Below are 18813 nucleotides of genomic sequence, written 5' to 3' on the forward strand. Positions count from 1 at the left end.
TCGGTCGCGGCGCAAGCCGAGATGTGGACCGACACGCTACCGGCAGATTGGGACCGGCTCGGCCAACCGTTCGACCGGTGGCTGCTCGAGTGCGCCCTGGAGGTGTGCCAGGTGCGCGGAGCAGTGGGTCGAAGATCCGAGTGCGACGTGCTGGTGCACTCCGACCTGCACTACCTGAACATCCTCCCCCGGATGGCCTCCACGGGAGCCATCGCCGAGCCCACCGCTGCCAGCTATCTGGCGATCGACCCGAAACCGGTCATCGGCGACGCCGAGTTCGCCGTCGCCCCCATGCTGTGGAACAGGATCCGTGACCTGTTTCCCGGTGATCCGGCAGGCCACTTGAGGCAGAGATGCTCTGACCTTGCCGCGGCTGCAGGCCTCGATCCGCTCCTGGCCAGGGACTGGTCGGTGGTCCGGGAGGTCCAGAACGCGCTCACGGCCGTGGAGGCCGGAAATCGGGACGCTGCCCAGCGTTCCCTGTGGGTGGCGAGCACACTCCTGCGTCGGACTCTGCCCGAGCTGCCGCCACCAGCGAACCTGGTGCTGCCCTGAGCCTGAATTCAGGGTTGGGCGTGAGCTAGATCATCGGTTGGATATTCTCGATCCATATGTCATAGCCGAGTTTGGCAACCAGAGCAGCGACAACCACCAGGAAGACGATCCTGATGAACCTGCTGCCCTGGGTGATGGCCATTCGGGAGCCCACGTAACCGCCAGCCATATTGGCGAGGCCAAGCACAAGGCCCAACCCCCAGAGCAGGGAACCGTTCGGCAGGAAGAACATCAGGGCACCAAAGTTGGTAGCGAGGTTGACGATCTTTGATTTGGCGCTCGCATCCAGGAAGCTGTAGCCCAGGAGTGTCACCATGGCGATGATCAGGAAGGACCCGGTGCCCGGACCGATCAGCCCGTCATAGAACCCGATCACCAGCCCTATCGCAGCGGCCGTCCCGTAGTGTCTCCGGCCGGAATGACGCAGGTGCGTCAACGTGCCCACTGTGGGGCGGAAGGCGGTGAACACGGCCACCGAGATAAGGGCCATCACAATGATCGGTTTGAAGACCGACGAGGGCAACGACGTCGCAATGATCGCACCTCCGAAGCCACCGACAAGGGCGATCCCGGCCATCGGCAATGCTGTTTTGAGATCCGGTTTGGCACGCCGATAGTAGGTGATGGCACTCGTCGTGGTCCCGAAGATCGAGCCCATCTTGTTGGTGGCCAGTGCCTGCACCGGGGTGATCCCGGGTACCAGCAGGAGGGCGGGCAGCTGGAGCAGGCCGCCCCCGCCGACTACCGCATCCACCCAACCCGCAGCAAACCCCGCGGCAAGCACCAGCACCAGGGTGGCGAGCTGAATCTCCTCCAGCCCGGAATACACCCTGTCCCGCTACGCGGTGACTAGACGGCTAAGGTACTCAACTACCTCTGCCACTGCAACGTTCTGCGCCTCTCCACTGCGGCGGTCCTTGACCTCCACTACGCCATCGGCCAGACCGCGCCCGACGACGACGATGGTCGGCACACCAATCAACTCGGCGTCGCCGAACTTCACCCCGGGAGATACCTTGAGGCGGTCGTCATACATCACGTCCAGCCCGGCCGCGGCAAGATCTTCGGCGAGCTTGTTGGCAGCGGCAAATATTTCCTCGCCCTTGCCCGTGGCGACCAGGTGAATATCGGCGGGGGCAACATTCCGTGGCCAGATGATGCCTTTATCGTCCCGGTTCGACTCGGCCAATGCAGCAATCGCGCGGGTTACCCCAACCCCATACGAGCCCATGGTCACTGTAGCGAGTTTGCCATTCTGGTCGAGGACCTTCAGGTTCAACGCTTCGGCGTATTTACGGCCCAGCTGGAAGATGTGTCCCATTTCGATGCCACGCGCCGCCTTCAGCGGACCGGAACCATCAGGTGCTTCGTCGCCGTCACGCACCTCGACACACTCGATCACCCCATCCCAGGAGAAATCACGGGCTGCCACGAGACCGAAGACGTGTTTTCCGGAGACGTTGGCCCCGGTGATCCAGGACGTCCCGGAGACCACCCGCGGGTCCACCAGGTAGGGAATCCCAGTTGATGCTTCGGCGCCAAGGACTGGCGCATCAAGGCTTAGCCCCGGGCCAATGTAGCCCTTGACCAATCCTGGATGCTTCCTCAGGTCTTCGTCCGAGGCCGGCTCCACCATCACTTCGCCACCGACCTCAAGGTGCGGCGCAAGGTTGGCTTCGATGCGCTTCAGGTCCACGGTGCGGTCACCTGGCAGGCCGATGATCACCAGGCGACGCTCGCCTGTTGACAGGACCGCAACCAGGACTACGTTCTTGAGGGTGTCAGCTGCGGTCCACTGACCGCTCTCGCGGGCATTGACCTCGTTGGCGTGGCTGACCAGTGTGTCGATGGTCGGGGTATTGGGGGTGTCCTTGATTTCCGCAGGGGCGGCACCGGTGAAGTCGATCTCCTGCGGCACGACAGTGGTGACCGCTTCAACGTTAGCTGTATAGCCGCCCTCGGAGGCGACGAAGGTGTCTTCGCCGATCTCGGAAGGGTGCAGGAACTCTTCGCTCTTTGACCCACCCATGGCGCCGGCCGTGGCGGCGACGGGGACCACTGTCAGGCCAAGACGCTCGAAGATCCGCAGGTACGCGGCACGGTGGAGCTGGTAGCTACGTTCCAGACCGGCGTCGTCGATGTCGAAGGAATAGGAATCCTTCATGATGAATTCCCTGCCCCGCAGCAGGCCAGCGCGGGGCCGGGCCTCGTCACGGTACTTGGACTGGATCTGGAACAGGCTCAGCGGAAGGTCCTTGTACGAGTTATACAGGTCCTTGACCAGGAGGGTGAACATCTCCTCGTGGGTCGGCGCCAAAAGGTAGTCGGCACCCTTGCGGTCCTGCAGGCGGAAAATTCCGTCGCCGTACTCGGTCCACCGGTTTGTGGCCTCATAGGGCTCTTTGGGGAGCAACGCAGGGAAGTGCACCTCCTGCGCGCCGATGGCGGCCATCTCCTCGCGGATGATGGTCTCCACCTTGCCAAGTACCCGCAGGCCCAGCGGCAGCCAGCTATAAATCCCGGGCGCCGCCCTGCGGATGTAGCCGGCCCGCACCAGGAGCCGGTGGCTGGCCACCTCAGCGTCGGAGGGGTCCTCGCGCAAGGTACGCAGGAAGAGGGTGGAGAGTCGAAGGACCACGCGTTAAAATCCGTTTCTTCAGCACTGACTGCCAAGGCAGTTTTCAATCAGATACCAATCTAGCTGTTTCAGACAGCGGCGGATGACACGGGGCGTTGCCGATCAGCTCTGCAGGCTGAGTAAAGCCGCGACTGCCGCGTCGACAAGGTCTTCGCCCCTGGCCAGATCCCGGCTGCTGTCCCCGGAACTGCCGACAGTGGCGTTGATGGTGGTGGTACCGAGGAGTGCGGTCAAGGAAACCGTCTCTTCAATAGTCCCTGGCACCTGCACCACGGTGCGGACTGCGAAGGTTCTGTCGGCGTCGGTGGTGGCCGACAGCTCGGTGACAGCCGCCGAAACTACCTCTCCCGCAATGGTCAACTCGAACTCGGAGCACTCCTGAAGCTGGGTCCGGTTGGCCTCAATCTGCTGCTGGATGAGTCCATCAGATGTCTGACTTGTCAGGCTGAGCGAATCCGGTTGCAGCGATGACGCCCCGGCGAACGTCATTACCGCAAGGCTGGAGTTGAGACCCGGTTGGGCAATGTCCGTATCCGCAAAGACATTGCATTCTTCAGGAGAGACTGTGAGATCACTGGGTGCTTCGCCCCCTGAAGCGGCGACGAGCTCACGGATGTCCTCGTCGGTGAGGATGGCGCCGGCGAGGGACTCCCCTTCGTTCACCAGTGTCAGTGCAGTTTCCAGTTCGGCGGGGGTGTACTCGGCGCCGGACTCGCTGCCCGTCCCAGGATCGTTTCCGGTCACGTCAGTCGGTTCAACGCTGTCAGTCGGTTCAACGCTGTCAGTCGGTTCGGCCGACAGTGTTGCGGGGGCCGGCAGCTCATCGGTGCCCTGGTTTGCGCTGCACCCGGCGATGACCAGGAGTGTTGCGCCGGACACGGCGGTCGCCCAGCGCACCCTCAGGTTGCTCATGCCGAAGCCGTTCTCATAGCAGGACCGTAGCGAAAGTCCCTACTTCACGGAACCCCACCGTGTTGTAGGCGGCCAGAGCCCTGGTGTTGAACGAATTGACGTACAGGCTCACTACCGGGGCGCGCCGCTGGGCGGCCAGGACGACAGCGGCAAGGTAGCTCGCGCTGAGCCCCTGACCACGATAGGCAGGGTTCATCCACACGCCTTGGATCTGGACCGTCGTCCTCGAGACGGTGCCCAGCTCGGCTTTGAAAATTACCTGGCCGTCGTCGTCGAAATCGGCCAGGGACGCCTGACGCCGGACCAATGATGCCACCCGACGCCGGTAGTGTTCGCCGCCGCCAACGAAGGGTGAGTATCCCACCTCTTCCTCGAACATGGCGGCACACGCTGGCACTATCACGTCCAGCTCGTCCTCCCTGGTGAAACGGAGGCCAGCAGCTGGTTCCACTAGGGGGTGACCGGTGATGGCCAGCAGCGGCTGGGTGGGCCGCACGTCAAACGGCTCAGGGCTGAACTGCTGCAGGGTGGACCAGATGGCAAGCACTGCTTCAGCAGGCCCAAAGATGGAGGAGAATTTACGTCCGGATTGCCCTAAATGCGTGCCGAGGGCTGCACCGTCAGCCGCTGACACCCCAATCGGCACCAGGTTGACGCCGGCCCAGCATGCGGACACCAGTTCTCCCCCGGCGAAAATGCCGATCACTTCTCCACCCTCGTAGGAAGGTGACAGGCCGCGGGATGCTTCGAGGTGCGAGGTGATGAAGACGTTGGCCGTAGGATCACGCTCAACCAGGCGCGCAAGCGCCTCGTTGTGTTCCTTGTCGAGCGTGACGAACCCGTCGGGCTCGGCTGGACTCGCCATCCCCGACCGACCCGCTGTGGTGAGTTGCTCGGCGTGTGACCTAACTGACGGTAACCATGGGGCCACCCTGGCCAGCAGTCTCGCCATCAGCTTCCCCCATCTCCTCGGCTATTCTCATCGCTTCTTCAATAAGTGTCTCAACAATCTGGTCTTCCGGAACAGTCTTAATTACCTGTCCCTTGACGAAGATCTGGCCCTTTCCGTTACCTGAGGCAACGCCAAGATCGGCCTCGCGGGCCTCGCCTGGACCATTCACAACGCAACCCATGACTGCGACGCGCAGTGGGATCTCCATGCCTTCGAGGCCGGCGGTCACCTGCTCGGCCAGCGTGTAGACGTCCACCTGGGCGCGGCCACAGGAGGGGCAGGACACAATTTCCAGTTTGCGTGGCCGCAGGTTCAGCGACTGCAGGATCTGGGTGCCAACCTTGACCTCTTCAACGGGCGGTGCTGAGAGCGACACACGGATGGTGTCACCAATGCCCTTGGAGAGCAGGGCGCCAAAGGCAGTAGCAGATTTGATGGTCCCCTGGAAAGCGGGGCCCGCTTCGGTTACGCCAAGGTGCAGGGGCCAGTCACCGCGCTCAGCCAGCAGCTCGTACGCGCGAACCATGATCACCGGGTCATTGTGCTTGACAGAGATTTTGAAATCGTGGAAATCGTGTTCCTCGAAGAGGGAGGCTTCCCAGACAGCCGATTCGACAAGCGCCTCAGGGGTAGCTTTCCCGTACTTTTCCATCAGACGCGGATCGAGTGACCCGGCGTTGACCCCAATTCGGATCGACGTTCCGGCGTCCTTTGCCGCGGCGGCGATTTCCTTGATCTGGTCGTCAAACTTACGGATGTTGCCGGGATTGACCCGGACAGCTGCGCAGCCCGCATCGATCGCGGCGAACACGTACTTCGGCTGGAAGTGGATGTCGGCGATGACCGGGATCTGCGATTTCCGGGCAATGATCGGCAGGGCTTCGGCGTCGTCGGCTGACGGGCACGCAACGCGCACAATGTCACAGCCGGTGGCGGTCAGTTCAGCGATCTGCTGAAGGGTGGCATTGATGTCGGTGGTGGGTGTAGTGGTCATGGACTGGATGCTGATGGGCGAGTCCGATCCGACGCCCACTGAGCCCACCTTGATCTGCCGGGTTTTGCGACGCGGTGCAAGGACGAGCGGCGGGGCTTCTGGCATTCCTAAACTGACCGAGGTCAAAGGATCCTCCATGTGTAGTTCATCGGTTCAACAAATTTAGTCGGCTCAGACGTAGTGTGCGAACTGGCCAATGCCGGGCTTCCACTCGGTAGCCTTGACTGCAGCGATAGCACCTTCAAGCGCGAACGGATCCTGGCGGAGAAGATTATTGAGCGATTGCTCGTCATCGGCTGTGAAGATCAGGAGGGCGCCCGCCCCATCGGCGAATGCGCCGGCAGAGAGCACCCGCCCTCCGGTGACCAGGCTGTTGAGCCACTCGCGGTGAGCCGGCCGGTGCTCGTCGCGAAGACCGGAGGTATCAGGGCCATACACATATTCCACTGCGAAAACACTCATGGAACCACCTTATACGGGATTACAGCAGGTACACCGCCGCGGAGGCCGCCACGGCAGCAGCCCACAGCAGGGAGGTCAGGGTTCCAATGATGAACCGCTCGGCAACCGCAGGGGTTTCCTTCAGTTCTGCGTATCTGCCAAGACCTTTGATCGCTACCACGTAGGCGATCGCTACCGGTTCATTGGCGAGGATGGCACCGGCCACCCCTAGACGTTCGAGAATGCCGATGACCAGCCCGCCGCGAAGCACTCCAGGCCGGGGTGCCGGCTGGGACGGCGTTGTGGGTTCGCGCGCCGGTGGGGCAGGAATCACAATTTCCGGGGCGCGGGTAGCCGACGAGCGCGGCGCTGCGTGCCCGTCGGCTGTTTCATGCCCGTCGGCTGTTTCATGCTCGTCGGCTGTTTCGTGCTCATCAACTGTTTCGTGCTCATCAACCGAGCGTGCGAGCTTCAGCACACCAATGGTCACCGGCCAGCCAACACCTGCCGCCACCAGCAGCGTCAGGATTACCCACAGTACGTCCATCTCGGTCCTTGCCTTCCTGTCATTACACCGGGACTCTACAGCGCAGGTCTGACGTTTTAGTCTCGAATGATGGAGTGCGCTGCCACGTCGGCCCTAGGTGAGTCAGCCCGGCGCAGCAGGACCGCCGCAGCGGGCCGGGCAGCCCATTCCTCGACCCACGCTGAGCGGGCCACTGCCTTGCTGACTGCCTGGGAGGTAACGCCCAGCTGTTTAGCAGCCACCGTCTGACTGCCCCACTTTCCCGGTTCCAGCAGATCCAGGATGCGCCATTCGGCCGCTGACCGTTTCGTGACGTGCAACCCGATCAGCATCAGCACCCCCTCGGCTTCGGCGGTCCCCGGACAGCCGTCCACCGCTACGCTTGCGCGGTCACCGGCTTTTTTGGCGCGTTCGACGGCTGAGCGAGCGGCAACAAACGCAGCTCCCCTGCCTTCCCTGGGGCTGGACGGGAGGGGCAGTTCGACGTCGCCTACCCCGATTCCGACGTACCAGCCGCGCTCCCGCAGACACCGGAGGGCGACGTCAACCACTGCCTCGGGAGAATCAAGGACGCCCTGCACCTCATCACCGACCGAACGTTCGAAGGGTACGACGGCGGGCACTGTTCGCAGCAGGTCCAGCAAGCCGGGGACGCCGTCGTCGGCGTGGGAACTGCCCTTCTGGTCGATCGTCATCACAAACATGGAACAACCATATACGGTTGCAAATCGAATTACAACCTATTTAGTGCTCAAATCGAATTACAACCATTCTGTCGCGCTAGCCAAACAGGTTGACCGGCTTCACGATGTCCGCGTAAATCAAGAGCGCGCCCATCCCCATCAGAAGCACTGCAACCACATAGGTGAGTGGAAGGAGTTTAGCCATATCGAAAGGGCCAGGGTCGGGGCGGTGAACGAGCTTCGCGAACGCCCTTCGGGCTCCCTCCCACAGGGCCCCCGCGATGTGTCCGCCGTCAAGTGGCAGGAGGGGAATGAGGTTGAAGACGAACAGCGCAATATTGACGCCTCCCACCAGGCCAACCAGGGTTGCCACGCGGGATTCGATGGGAATCTCATCCATCGCCGAGACCTCGCCAGCAATTCGACCGACGCCCACCACGCTGATGGGACCTTCCGGATCGCGCGGCGCATCAGAGAACGCTGCCTGGCCCACCTCGACGACGCGCTGCGGCAGATTGATCACAACACCGGTCACTGCGACAACATTTTCTCCCACCGCTGGCAGTACCTCGCTGGGCGAACCCGGAACCAGTTCCTGCTGCGATCCGACCCCGATGAATCCGACGGCTTCCAGAACCTGGGTGCCGTCATCGTTGAGCATGGGACGGCCGTCGATGTCGGGCACAGGGCGTTCAGTCAACAGGGGCGTAATGGTGGAGTTAATCGTTTCGCCGTCGCGCACATAGGTAATGGCAGTTTCTTCGCCTGCGGTGTCCCGGATCCACGCGGACAACTGGGTCCAGTCGGCGACGTCCTGACCGTCGTAGCTCACCACGCGGTCGCCGGGTTGCAGCCCGGCGTCGAACGCCGGAGCGGCGGGATCCTCGTCGGTGCACGCCGTCTGCCCGGTTGTTTCCTGCTGACTGGCCGGAACCACGCACTCGTAGACCTCGGAGACTGTAGTGGTCGCCTGGGGTGAGCCGAAGCCCATGATGAGGATGGCGAACATGATGACACCGATGATCAGGTTCATAGTTGGCCCACCGAGCATGATGATGATGCGCTTCCAGATCGGCAGTTTGTAGAAGACCCTGCTTTCGTCGCCGGGTTGGAGCTGCTCGGCGGCAGCCTGCCGCGCATCGGTGGTGAGCTGCTGGAACATTCCCGTGCTGGATCGGCGAACAGTTGTTCCGTTGGCGGCAACGTCGTCGACTTTGGCGGGCGGGAACATCCCCACCATTGAGACGTAACCGCCCAGGGGGATGGCCTTGAACCCATACTCAGTTTCGCCGCGGCGCCGGGAGAACAGCGTTGGCCCGAATCCGATCATGTACTGGGTGACTCGAACTTTGAAGAGCTTGGCGGGGACAAGGTGCCCCACTTCGTGCAGAGCGATGGACGCAGCAATGCCTATTGCAACGAAGAGCACTCCCAGAACGAAGAGCAGAATGGACAACACGTTTCCTTTGGTTTAGCTGTACTGATCCTGCACACCACAACGGATCCGGGCCAGTGTGCGTGCCCGCTTCTCGGCGTCGAGCACGCTGCTGAGGGTGAGTTCCCCGCCGCCATCGTGCTCGGCGGTGACGGCCTCCACCGTATCCACAATGTCAGTGAAACCTATTGCTCCGCTGTGAAAAGCCTCGACGGCCTCCTCATTGGCGGCGTTGTAGACCGCCATCGCCGTCCCTCCGCGCGCTGCGGCAGCTTTGGCGAGCCGCACGGCGGGGAAGGCTTCCTCGTCGAGGGGCTCGAACGTCCAGGTGGCCGCCGTCGTCCAGTCGCAGGGGGTTGCCGCGCCTGGGACCCGGTGTGGCCAGCCAATGCCGAGGGCAATGGGCAGGCGCATATCGGGTGGTGAGGCCTGGGCGATAGTGGACCCGTCAGTGAACTGCACCATTGAGTGGATGATCGACTGCGGATGGACGACGACGTCGATCCGCTCCAGCGGGACGCCGAAGAGCATATGCGCCTCGATGACCTCGAGGGCTTTGTTCACCATGGTGGCGGAGTTGGTGGTGACCATTTTTCCCATGTCCCAGGTGGGGTGGGCCAGGGCCTGCTGCGCCGTCACGTCCTGGAGTTCCCCGCGGACCTTGCCTCGGAACGGGCCGCCGGAAGCTGTCAGGATCAGCCGCTCCACCTCAGCAGCGGCGCCGGAGCGGAGGCATTGGGCGATCGCCGAGTGCTCCGAATCCACCGGCACTACCTGGCCATCAGCCGCCGCATCCTGGACCAACCGGCCACCGACGATGAGGGATTCCTTGTTGGCGAGGGCGAGCAGATGTCCGGCCTTGAGCGCAGCGAGGGTCGGGGCGAGCCCGATGGATCCGGTGATGCCGTTGAGGACGACGTCGGCGTCGGGCCAGGCGGCAAGGTGGGTCGCAGCGTCCGGTCCAGTGAACAGCGTCGGGGAGTAGTTCTTTGCGGACGTCGCCTCGGCAGCGGCCTTGCGGATGGCATCACTGAGTTCTGCTTCAGAGCCAGTTGCCGATGCTACTGCCTGCGCGTTGACTGCTACAGCCTGTTCGGCCAGCAGCGCCAGATCCCTGCCCCCGGCGGCGATGGCGGTGACGATGAACCGCTCGGGTGACTGGCGGATGACATCGATGGCCTGCGTTCCGATTGAACCGGTGGATCCGAGAATGACAACCCGGCGGCGTCCAGTGTCAGGGGCGGTAAATTCCATGGTTCAAGTATCGCGCACAGGTCCGCTACCGTGGCGCAAAAACGGCCCACAGGCTCAGTTCCGCCGGTGTGACCGGCAGTTTCTGAGCCCCCAGGCCGTTTGTGGGAATCCGGGTGCTTAGTTACGGGAGGATCGAGTTACCGGCTGATCGAGGCGAGCGCGTCGGCGATCGCTTCCTCGCCGGAGATCAGCTCGATGATCTGCCGATCCCCCAGCTTGGATTCGAGCAGCGCTGCGAGCACTGCTGCAACATCCTTCCGGGGAACCGAGCCCTCGCCGGTCTTCGATGCGAGACGCACCCGACCGGTCGCTGAGTCATCGGTGAGCCCGCCGGGCCGGACGACCGTCCAGCTGAAGGACCGTGCTGCCAGGTCATCCTCTGCGGCCAGCTTCGCCTGGAGGTAGGCGTAGAAGATGTCGTCGAGACCGTCTGGGCGCTGGCCATCGCGGACCGAATCCGCACCCATCGATGAAACCTGGACAAAGCGCTTGACTCCGGCAATCTCGGCCGCGTCGGCCAGCAGTACAGAACCGCCTCGGTCGACTGTGTCTTTTCGCTCTGCGGTGCTACCCGGGCCGGACCCGGCGGCGAAGACGACAGCGTCGGCTTCGGCGAGCACCTGAGCGACCTCGTCGGCGGTGCTCGACTCAAGATCGACCACTGCTGGCGTTCCGCCGTCGTTCTCAATGTCCTTGTTGTGCTCCGGGTTGCGGATCAGTCCTACAACTTCGTGACCCTGTTGAACCAGTTGGCGGGTGAGTTCGCGGGCAATTTTTCCGTGGGCTCCTGCTATCACTGTTCTCATACTGGGTTAACGGCCAGCTGACTCCCACAAATTCCCGCTGACTAAATTGAGTAAGAATCTAGCTATCGAATACGTGTTCGAATATAATCAGGTATGGCAGTTGAATCAGCTGAGCGGACGCACCCGGGACCGGACACGACGCCGCCCGGCAGCGGCGGAACGCCCACCACAATTCCGGTGAAGCCCGGGGTGAGCGGAGGCATCTGTATGTTCCGTGAGAAGGAGCTATCGCCGGAGCGGGCGGTTGAGACACTCACGATTCTCGAATCACTCATCGGCTGGGCTCAGGCGCAGCGGGCGAGGGTGGTCGCCGTGATCGACCAGCAGTTTCATGACGAGGCGCAGAAGCCTGAGATTCTCGATGGTCATTGCAATCCTGAGTCGGTGAGTCACTTAAGAATGCTGATGGCCGAGGGTCTTGCAGCAACTGAGGTGGGCTGCGCATTGAGGATTCCGGAACGCACTGCGAAGGCCCTGCTTCGGAACAGCATCGCTCTGTGCCAGGATTTCCCGGCCACACTTGAGGCCCTTACCTGGGGCAAGATCAACTACCCGCCGGCGTTGACCATCGTCGAGGAAGCATCGCTCCTGCCTGCTGCGGCGCGCCGGGCGTTCGAGGCTGAGTTGTTGGGCAAAGCTCCCGGCATGACACGGGCCAAGCTCTGTCGGGTTGCCCGTCGCGAATGTGAGCGGCTCCATCCCGAAACGATTCAAGACCGCCGGGCAATTGTGGTCAACGACCGGTCAGTCCAGGTAACGCCAGCCGACGATGGCATGTGCTGGCTGTCCGCCTATCTGCCGGCACAGACAGGTATCGGCATCCACAACCGTCTCACCATGCTTGCCCGGCAGTGTCAGGGGCCCGACGAATCGCGCACACTCCCCCAGCTTCGTGCCGACGTATTCAGCGACCTGTTGACGGGCCGGTGCGAGCTGCCTGGATATTCTGCTGGGCCGGGACCTGAATCGTCGGGCGAGTCCCAGCCTCAACGGCGATTCACGGGTCCGGACGTGCTGGTGACTATTGATGCGACTACCCTCGCCGGGCTGACCGATCATGCCGGGAATCTTGAAGGGTATGGGCCACTTGGCTTTGATGTCGCCCGCGATATTGCTGCGTTGGCTGGGTCATTCACGCCGCTTCTGATCAATGGGCAGGGCGATCTACTGGCTATTGGGCGGAAGAGAAGGCTCCCCACTCCGATAGTCCGTCGCTGGCTTCGGGTTCGTGACGAAACCTGCCGCTTCCCCGGGTGTAGTCGTTCGGCAGCGAATTGCGAGATTGATCATGTAGTGCCTTGGGCCAAGGTTCAGGATACTCATCACACTAATCTTGCCCATCTGTGTAGGAAGCATCACCGTTTCAAAACGCTCGCCCGGTGGAATGTGGTGCAGGAGCGTCCCGGTTGGTTGAGGTGGACCTCGCCATCGGGCCTGAAGTATTCCACCTCGCCCGCTATCGATCTGGCGCCAGCGCGTTCGTCGCCGCAGCAGTTGCCACGAAATGATCCGCCCCCGTTCTGAGGCGTACAGGGGCAACGCGGGGACGACCGGGCCGGGGTGGGCCGGGACTAACTTTCCCCAGTTCTCGCCAACGTCTGCTCGGCGTGACGAAGAATCGGACCGTCGATCATCCGTCCCCGAAACTGGAACACTCCGCCGCTTCGCTGGGCCTCAGCAAGAATGGCGCGGGCGTAGTCGATCTCGTCCGGCCCTGGCCGGTACGCCTCACGAATCACCGTCACCTGACTCGGATGAATACATGCCTTCGAGCCGAACCCTGAGGCGACTGCGTCGCGGGATTCCGCGGCCAGCCCGCCCAGATCGGCGATATTGATGAAAACCGAATCCATCGCCGACTTGCCAGCGGCAGCGGCCGAGAGCAGCACATGGGACCGTGAGTGCAGGGCGACGTGCCGGTAGGACCCGTCGTCTGCCCTGCTCGACGACCCACCCAACGACGCCACCAGGTCCTCGGCGCCCCACATCAATGCCACCACGTTGGGTTCGGCAGCAATCGCCTGCGCATTGAGAATCCCTGAAGCGGTTTCACACAGGGCAACAACCGCGAAGGCGTTCAACCCCCACACGTTGTCAGCAGACTCCGTCTTGGCCAGCATGACCGTGCGGTAGTCGGTGTGTTTGAGCATCTCGACATCGAGCACAAAGTCAGGTGTGGAGGCAGGATTGATCCTCACGATTGTGCTGGACGGGTCGAGCCGGCTAACAGCTACAGCATCACGTGCCGCAGCCTTATCGGCCGGAGAGACTGCATCCTCGAGATCAAGGATCACCGCGTCCGCCCGCTCGGCTGCCTTGCCAAACCGCTCCGGCCGGTCGGCCGGACAGAACAGCAACGCCGGACCCATGGTGAAGGTGCTCATGAACCTAGATGTCCTTTTTTTGTCCACATCAACACGCTCCGGGTAACTGTTGCGACGACTGTTCCGTCCTGGTTGCGGCCGGTGTGTTCCATTGTCACAATGCCCTGCCCTGGTCGTGACCCAGATAACCGCTTCTGCGTCACGATGGTCTCGGTGTACAGCGTGTCACCGTGGAACAGCGGGTGCGGAAATCCCACGTCGGTCATCCCCAGCTGCGCCACAATAGTCCCCTGGGTCAGCTGCGGAACCGATTGCCCGACGACTGTGGCCAACGTCAGCATCGAGTTCATCAGCCGCTGCCCAAAGGGCTGGGACTCACTCCACGCCGCGTCGAGGTGCAGGGCCTGAGTGTTCATCGTCATCGTTGTGAACAGGACATTGTCAGTTTCAGTCAGGGTGCGCCCCGGCTTGTGCGAATAGACAACCTCGGTGTCCAGTTCCTCGAAGTAGAGGCCTCGCTGTTCGACGACGTCCCGCTGCGGATCCGGCACCGTTGCCTCAGCCATGAAGGTTGATCTCCAGGGGGGCTCCGGTGGCGGCAATAACCTCGTCGACACTTACTCCCGGCGCCGTCTCACGCAGCACCAGCGTGCCACCGTTACGGTCAGCGTCGACGTCGATCACCGCAAGGTCGGTGATGATCCGGTTGACGCACGCTTTGCCGGTCAAGGGGAGCGAGCAGGAGCTGACGATCTTGGGCTTGCCACTGCGGTCGACGTGTTCCATCATCACGATGACCCGCTTTGCACCAAACACCAGGTCCATGGCGCCGCCCATGCCCTTGACCATCTTGCCGGGAATCATCCAGTTGGCGAGGTCGCCGTTCGTGGCAACTTCCATTGCGCCGAGCACTGCCACATCGACGTGCCCGCCACGGATCATGCCGAAGGACGCGGCCGAGTCGAAGAAGGCTGCCCCGGCGTTGACTGTCACAGTTTCCTTGCCTGCGTTGATCAGATCCGGGTCGAGCTGCGCTTCGGTGGGATAGGGCCCGACGCCAAGAATGCCGTTCTCGGAGTGGAGCACCACTTCGACGCCAGCGGGGATGTAGTTGGGAATCAAGGTGGGCATGCCGATGCCGAGATTGACGTACTGCCCATTCTCCAGTTCCTGGGCGACGCGGGCAGCGAGTTCGTTGCGTGTCAGTGCCATGTCTCAGACCGCCTTCGCAGAGTTGGTGTTGTCAGGAACTTCTGAAGACGGCGCCTGATCAGACGACAGCGAAACGGTCCGTTTCTCTATTCTCTTCTCCGGACCGGCAGCCAGCACCACCCGCTGAACAAAGATCCCGGGAATGTGGACGTGCCCGGGATCGAGTTCGCCCGGTTCGACCAGTTCCTCGACTTCGGCGATGGTGATCTTCCCGGCCTGGGCGCAGAGCGGGTTGAAGTTCATCGCTGTGGCATGAAAGACAAGATTCCCGTGCCGGTCACCCTTCCAGGCATGGACCAATGCGAAGTCGGGGTTAACCGATTCCTCAAGGACATAGTCCTGCCCGCCAAAGGAGCGGACCTCTTTGGGTGCTGACGCAACGGTGACATTGCCGGCGTCGTCGTACTTTTGCGGCAAACCGCCCTCGCTCACCTGTGTTCCGACTCCCGCTGGGGTGTAGAAGGCAGGGATCCCGGCGCCCCCGGCGCGCAGCCGCTCAGCGAGGGTACCCTGCGGCGTCAGTTCAACCTCGAGTTCGCCGGAGAGGTACTGACGCGCGAACTCCTTGTTCTCCCCGACGTAGGAGCTAATCGTGCGGCGGATCCGACCGTCAAGGAGGAGGACGCCGAGCCCCCAGTCGTCCACACCGCAGTTGTTGCTGATGGTTTCGAGGTCGGTGGTGCCCTGCTGGTGCAGCGCACCAATCAGGGCAACCGGGATTCCGCAGAGTCCAAATCCACCCACGGCCAGTGAGGCACCATCGGGGATATCGGCCACTGCCTCGGCAGCCGTCGCAACAACTTTGTCGATCACTGTAACTCCTTAGGTACTGGCGTTGGGTGTGCTGCTAGAGACCGAGCTCGCGGGCGATCAGCATCAGCTGAACCTCGGTAGTACCCTCACCCACTTCGAGAATCTTCGAGTCACGGTAGTGGCGGGACACTGCGAACTCGTTGATAAACCCGTAGCCACCGAAGATCTGGGTGGCGTCGCGGGCGTTATCCATTGCAGCTTCACCAGCAACCAGCTTAGCGATCGAAGCCTGAGTCTTGAACGGTTTCCCGGCGAGCATGCGGGCGGCAGCGTCGTAATAGGCCAGCCGCGCGGTGTGGGCGCGCGCCTGCATTCGCGCGATCTTGAACTGGATCGCCTGGAAGGACCCGATATTGGTGCCGAAGGCCTGGCGCTCCTTGGCGTACTTGATCGACTCTTCGACACACCCCTGGGCAGCACCCGTGGCCAGGGCAGCGATGGCGATGCGGCCCTCGTCGAGGATCTGCAGGAAGTTTGCGTACCCACGGCCCCGGGCACCAAGGAGGTGGTCTTCGGGGACGCGGACGTCAGTCAGGGTGAGTGGGTGGGTGTCGGAAGCGTTCCAGCCCACCTTGTTGTAGGCTTTCTCCGCCTTGAACCCTGGTGTGTTGGTCGGGACGAGGACAGTTGAAATTTCCTTCTTCACCGACCCGTCATCGCGGGTGGTGGTGTCGGTGACTGCGGTGACGGTGACCAGACGGGTGATGTCGGTGCCAGAGTTGGTGATGAACTCCTTGGTGCCGTTGATAACCCATTCGCCGTTCACGAGTTTTGCGGTCGTCTTGGTGCCTGAGGCATCCGAACCGGCCTCCGACTCGGTCAGCCCGAAGCCGCCGAGTGCCTTGCCGCTGGCCAGCAGGGGAAGCCACTGACGCTTCTGTTCCTCGGTGCCGAACCGGTAGACCGGCATCGCACCCAGCGAAACCCCTGCTTCAAGGGTGATCGCCACTGACTGGTCGACCCGCGCCAACTGTTCAATGGCGAGGCACAGGGCAAAGTAGTCGCCGCCCATTCCGCCGTATTCCTCGGGGAAGGGCAGCCCGAACAGTCCCATCTCAGCCATCTGGTCCACCACGGCGTAGGGGAAGCTGTGCTCCTCATCATGCTTGGCTGACACTGGCGCGACCACCTCGTCGGCGAATTCCCTGACTGTGTCTACCAGATCCTGGTATTCCTCGCTGAGTTCAAAGTTCATAACTTACGTCTCTTCTTTCGTTGGGGTGTGTTCCGCGGCGTCGGGCACGGCGTGAGTCGCGTGAATTCGTGCAACAATCTGGTTGGCTTTGACCAGGTCACCGGCTTTGAGATGAATCGACACCGTGCCCGCGACCGGCGCTGTCAGCTGATGCTCCATTTTCATGGCCTCGACGCTGAGGAGTGTCTGACCTACTTCGACTGTCCCGCCGTCAGCTACTGACACCGAGGTGACAGTTCCCGGCATGGTTGAGCGCACCTCCGGGTCGACTGTCCCCTCGGCCTGGGCAATCTGGGAGAGCTGTCCCTCGAGGAGCTCAGTCCTGCTGAGGCTTAGCACGCACGTGGACCAGCCATTGTCGGCATACCAGAGCGCACTTCCGTTGCGTTTGATCGCAGCACGCCGCCGGATGCCGTCCACAGTCACTGTTCCCTGCTCTGCGTCCTGGGTTACGAACAGCCCGGGACGCTCACCGATCCGGACCTCGTACCCCGCACCGGCGGGCTGGAGAAAGACCTCTCGCACGTCGTCGGGCGTAACGGCGAGGTGCAGGCGGCGGGGCCGATGCGTTCCGACCCGCCAGCCGTCCCGGCGTGCCCAGGGTGAGGCGTCAGTGATTCCTGCCGACTCCCCTGCCTCGACCGCGGCGAGAATTGACACCTCCTCGTCGGTGATGCGGCGGAACGCCAGCCCCGGTAACTTGCGCTCGATCATGGTGGTGTCGAGGCGGCCTGCCCGGACGTCGTCGTCCTCGATCAACAGTTTGAGGTACTCGAGGTTGGTCCTCACCCCGAGCACAACAGTGCCAGCGAGCGCGCGATCCAATCGGTCCAGGGCCTCGGTCCGATCCCGGCCCCAGGCGATGACCTTCGCCAGCATCGGGTCGTAGCTGGCGGACACCTCCAGCCCGCTACGCAGCGAACTGTCCACTCTGATTCCGTCTCCGTCCGGCTCCATCAACTCAATCACTGTGCCGGTTGAGGGCAGGAATTCGGCTTCGGGATCCTCCGCGTAGACCCTTGCCTCAACCGCATGACCGGTGAGCACGACGTCGTCCTGGGCCATGGTGAGTTTCTCGCCGGCTGCAATGCGCACCTGCCATTGCACCAGATCAATACCCGTGACCATTTCCGTGACCGGGTGTTCAACCTGAAGCCGGGTGTTCATTTCCATGAAGAAGAACTCGTCAGGAGCATCAGCTGACACCAGGAACTCAACGGTTCCCGCACCGCTGTAGTCGACGCTGCGGGCCGCGCTACAGGCAGCTTCGCCGATGCGTGACCGGGTAGCCTCGTCCAGCAGCGGGGAGGGAGCTTCCTCGATCACCTTCTGGTGCCGGCGCTGCAGCGAACATTCCCGCTCCCCCAGATGGATGACGTTCCCGTGATTATCCGCGAGGACCTGCACTTCGATATGGCGCGGGCTGAGGATGAGCCGCTCCAGGAACAGGGTGTCGTCGCCGAAAGCCGAAGCTGCCACCCGGCGCGCTGTCGGCAGGGTTCCAGCGAGGTCCTCCTGCCGTTCAACGACGTGCATTCCTTTACCACCGCCACCCGCCGAGGGCTTGATCAGCAACGGGAACCCGACACTGGCCGCGGCCTCCAGTAACTGCTCATCTGTCAACCCCGGTTGGGCGATGCCGGGTACTACCGGCACGCCGTGGTCCATCACGTGGTTTTTGGATCGGATCTTGTCGCCCATGATATTCAGGGCATGCACCGATGGGCCGATGAAAGCGATGCCTGAGTCGCTCAGCGACTGCGCAAACGCCTGGTTCTCACTGAGGAAACCGTAGCCCGGATGCACTGCCTGGGCGCCAGTGCGCAGGCACGCGTCGAGGATGGCGTCAATCGAAAGGTAGCTCAGCGCTGGTGACGCCGGACCGATCCGCACCGCAACGTCGGCCTCCTGCACATGGAGGGCACCGGCGTCGGCGTCGCTGTAGACCGCCACCGATCGGATGCCGAGCAGGCGCAACGCCCTGATCACGCGGCATGCAATCTCGCCGCGGTTGGCAACCAGGACTGTGTCGAAGAGGGCAGGTTGGCTAACGGGTTTGATAGGGATCATCTC

19 protein-coding genes are annotated in these 18813 nt (G+C 62.5%); 2 read left to right on the top strand and 17 right to left on the bottom strand.

Annotated features, from left to right (window positions below; genetic code table 11):
• Nucleotides 1-555: aminoglycoside phosphotransferase family protein (locus Y703_RS21725; RefSeq protein ID WP_035765374.1), on the top strand; the 555-nt coding region annotated here is incomplete at its 5' end.
• Between the two features lie 25 nt (nt 556-580).
• Here Y703_RS21725 and Y703_RS0114505 read toward each other — a convergent pair.
• The 11 genes from Y703_RS0114505 to Y703_RS0114555 form a co-directional block, all read right to left on the bottom strand.
• The gene (locus tag Y703_RS0114505; protein ID WP_026553276.1) at nt 581-1384 is read right to left on the bottom strand and encodes a sulfite exporter TauE/SafE family protein; all 804 of its coding nucleotides are present in this window, start codon (nt 1382-1384) and stop codon (nt 581-583) included.
• A 9-nt stretch (nt 1385-1393) separates the two neighbouring features.
• Nucleotides 1394-3193, bottom strand: coding sequence for a proline--tRNA ligase (locus Y703_RS0114510; RefSeq protein WP_026553277.1), 1800 nt, complete (start codon nt 3191-3193; stop codon nt 1394-1396).
• Nucleotides 3194-3295: 102 nt separating this feature from the next.
• Nucleotides 3296-4105, bottom strand: a complete 810-nt coding sequence (locus Y703_RS0114515) for a hypothetical protein (RefSeq protein WP_026553278.1) — start codon at nt 4103-4105, stop codon at nt 3296-3298.
• A gap of 13 nt (nt 4106-4118) precedes the next feature.
• On the bottom strand, nt 4119-4970 hold the full coding sequence (locus Y703_RS0114520; protein WP_051427626.1) for a GNAT family N-acetyltransferase: 852 nt from the start codon (nt 4968-4970) through the stop codon (nt 4119-4121).
• Nucleotides 4971-5010: 40 nt separating this feature from the next.
• Complete coding sequence (ispG, locus tag Y703_RS0114525; RefSeq protein WP_026553280.1) at nt 5011-6177, bottom strand: flavodoxin-dependent (E)-4-hydroxy-3-methylbut-2-enyl-diphosphate synthase; 1167 nt, start codon at nt 6175-6177, stop codon at nt 5011-5013.
• A gap of 45 nt (nt 6178-6222) precedes the next feature.
• Nucleotides 6223-6513, bottom strand: a complete 291-nt coding sequence (locus tag Y703_RS0114530; protein WP_026553281.1) for a YciI family protein — start codon at nt 6511-6513, stop codon at nt 6223-6225.
• A 19-nt stretch (nt 6514-6532) separates the two neighbouring features.
• A complete protein-coding gene (locus Y703_RS0114535) occupies nt 6533-7039 on the bottom strand; it encodes a hypothetical protein (protein WP_026553282.1) in 507 nt (168 codons plus the stop codon).
• 56 nt (nt 7040-7095) lie between these two features.
• Nucleotides 7096-7722 (bottom strand): hypothetical protein, encoded by a 627-nt coding sequence (locus tag Y703_RS20170; RefSeq protein ID WP_051427627.1) that lies wholly within the window; start codon nt 7720-7722, stop codon nt 7096-7098.
• 76 nt (nt 7723-7798) lie between these two features.
• Complete coding sequence (locus Y703_RS0114545) at nt 7799-9160, bottom strand: M50 family metallopeptidase (protein WP_035765378.1); 1362 nt, start codon at nt 9158-9160, stop codon at nt 7799-7801.
• Between the two features lie 12 nt (nt 9161-9172).
• Nucleotides 9173-10390: a 1-deoxy-D-xylulose-5-phosphate reductoisomerase gene (gene dxr / locus Y703_RS0114550; protein WP_026553284.1), complete on the bottom strand. Its 1218-nt coding sequence runs from the start codon at nt 10388-10390 to the stop codon at nt 9173-9175.
• 137 nt (nt 10391-10527) lie between these two features.
• The gene (locus Y703_RS0114555; protein ID WP_026553285.1) at nt 10528-11196 is read right to left on the bottom strand and encodes an SDR family oxidoreductase; all 669 of its coding nucleotides are present in this window, start codon (nt 11194-11196) and stop codon (nt 10528-10530) included.
• A 93-nt stretch (nt 11197-11289) separates the two neighbouring features.
• Between Y703_RS0114555 and Y703_RS20175 the strand changes: the two genes are divergently transcribed.
• A complete protein-coding gene (locus Y703_RS20175; protein ID WP_051427628.1) occupies nt 11290-12720 on the top strand; it encodes an HNH endonuclease signature motif containing protein in 1431 nt (476 codons plus the stop codon).
• Nucleotides 12721-12767: 47 nt separating this feature from the next.
• Here the strand turns inward: Y703_RS20175 and Y703_RS0114565 are convergent, their stop codons facing one another.
• The 6 genes from Y703_RS0114565 to Y703_RS20180 are packed head-to-tail and all read right to left on the bottom strand — an operon-like array spanning nt 12768 to nt 18810.
• A complete protein-coding gene (locus Y703_RS0114565) occupies nt 12768-13580 on the bottom strand; it encodes an HpcH/HpaI aldolase/citrate lyase family protein (RefSeq protein ID WP_026553286.1) in 813 nt (270 codons plus the stop codon).
• The gene (locus Y703_RS0114570; RefSeq protein WP_026553287.1) at nt 13577-14086 is read right to left on the bottom strand and encodes a MaoC family dehydratase; all 510 of its coding nucleotides are present in this window, start codon (nt 14084-14086) and stop codon (nt 13577-13579) included. Before Y703_RS0114570 ends, Y703_RS0114565 begins: the two co-directional genes overlap by 4 nt.
• Entirely contained in the window at nt 14079-14732 is a 654-nt protein-coding gene (locus Y703_RS0114575; RefSeq protein ID WP_026553288.1) for a CoA transferase subunit B, read from the bottom strand. Before Y703_RS0114575 ends, Y703_RS0114570 begins: the two co-directional genes overlap by 8 nt.
• A gap of 3 nt (nt 14733-14735) precedes the next feature.
• Complete coding sequence (locus Y703_RS0114580; RefSeq protein WP_026553289.1) at nt 14736-15545, bottom strand: CoA transferase subunit A; 810 nt, start codon at nt 15543-15545, stop codon at nt 14736-14738.
• Nucleotides 15546-15579: 34 nt separating this feature from the next.
• Nucleotides 15580-16740 (bottom strand): acyl-CoA dehydrogenase family protein, encoded by a 1161-nt coding sequence (locus tag Y703_RS0114585; RefSeq protein WP_026553290.1) that lies wholly within the window; start codon nt 16738-16740, stop codon nt 15580-15582.
• Nucleotides 16741-16743: 3 nt separating this feature from the next.
• Entirely contained in the window at nt 16744-18810 is a 2067-nt protein-coding gene (locus Y703_RS20180) for an acetyl/propionyl/methylcrotonyl-CoA carboxylase subunit alpha (protein ID WP_035765382.1), read from the bottom strand.
• Nucleotides 18811-18813: the final 3 nt, after the last annotated feature.

Origin of the sequence: Arthrobacter sp. H20, assembly GCF_000520515.1 — a bacterium.
In the GTDB taxonomy this organism is placed as follows: domain Bacteria; phylum Actinomycetota; class Actinomycetes; order Actinomycetales; family Micrococcaceae; genus Arthrobacter_D.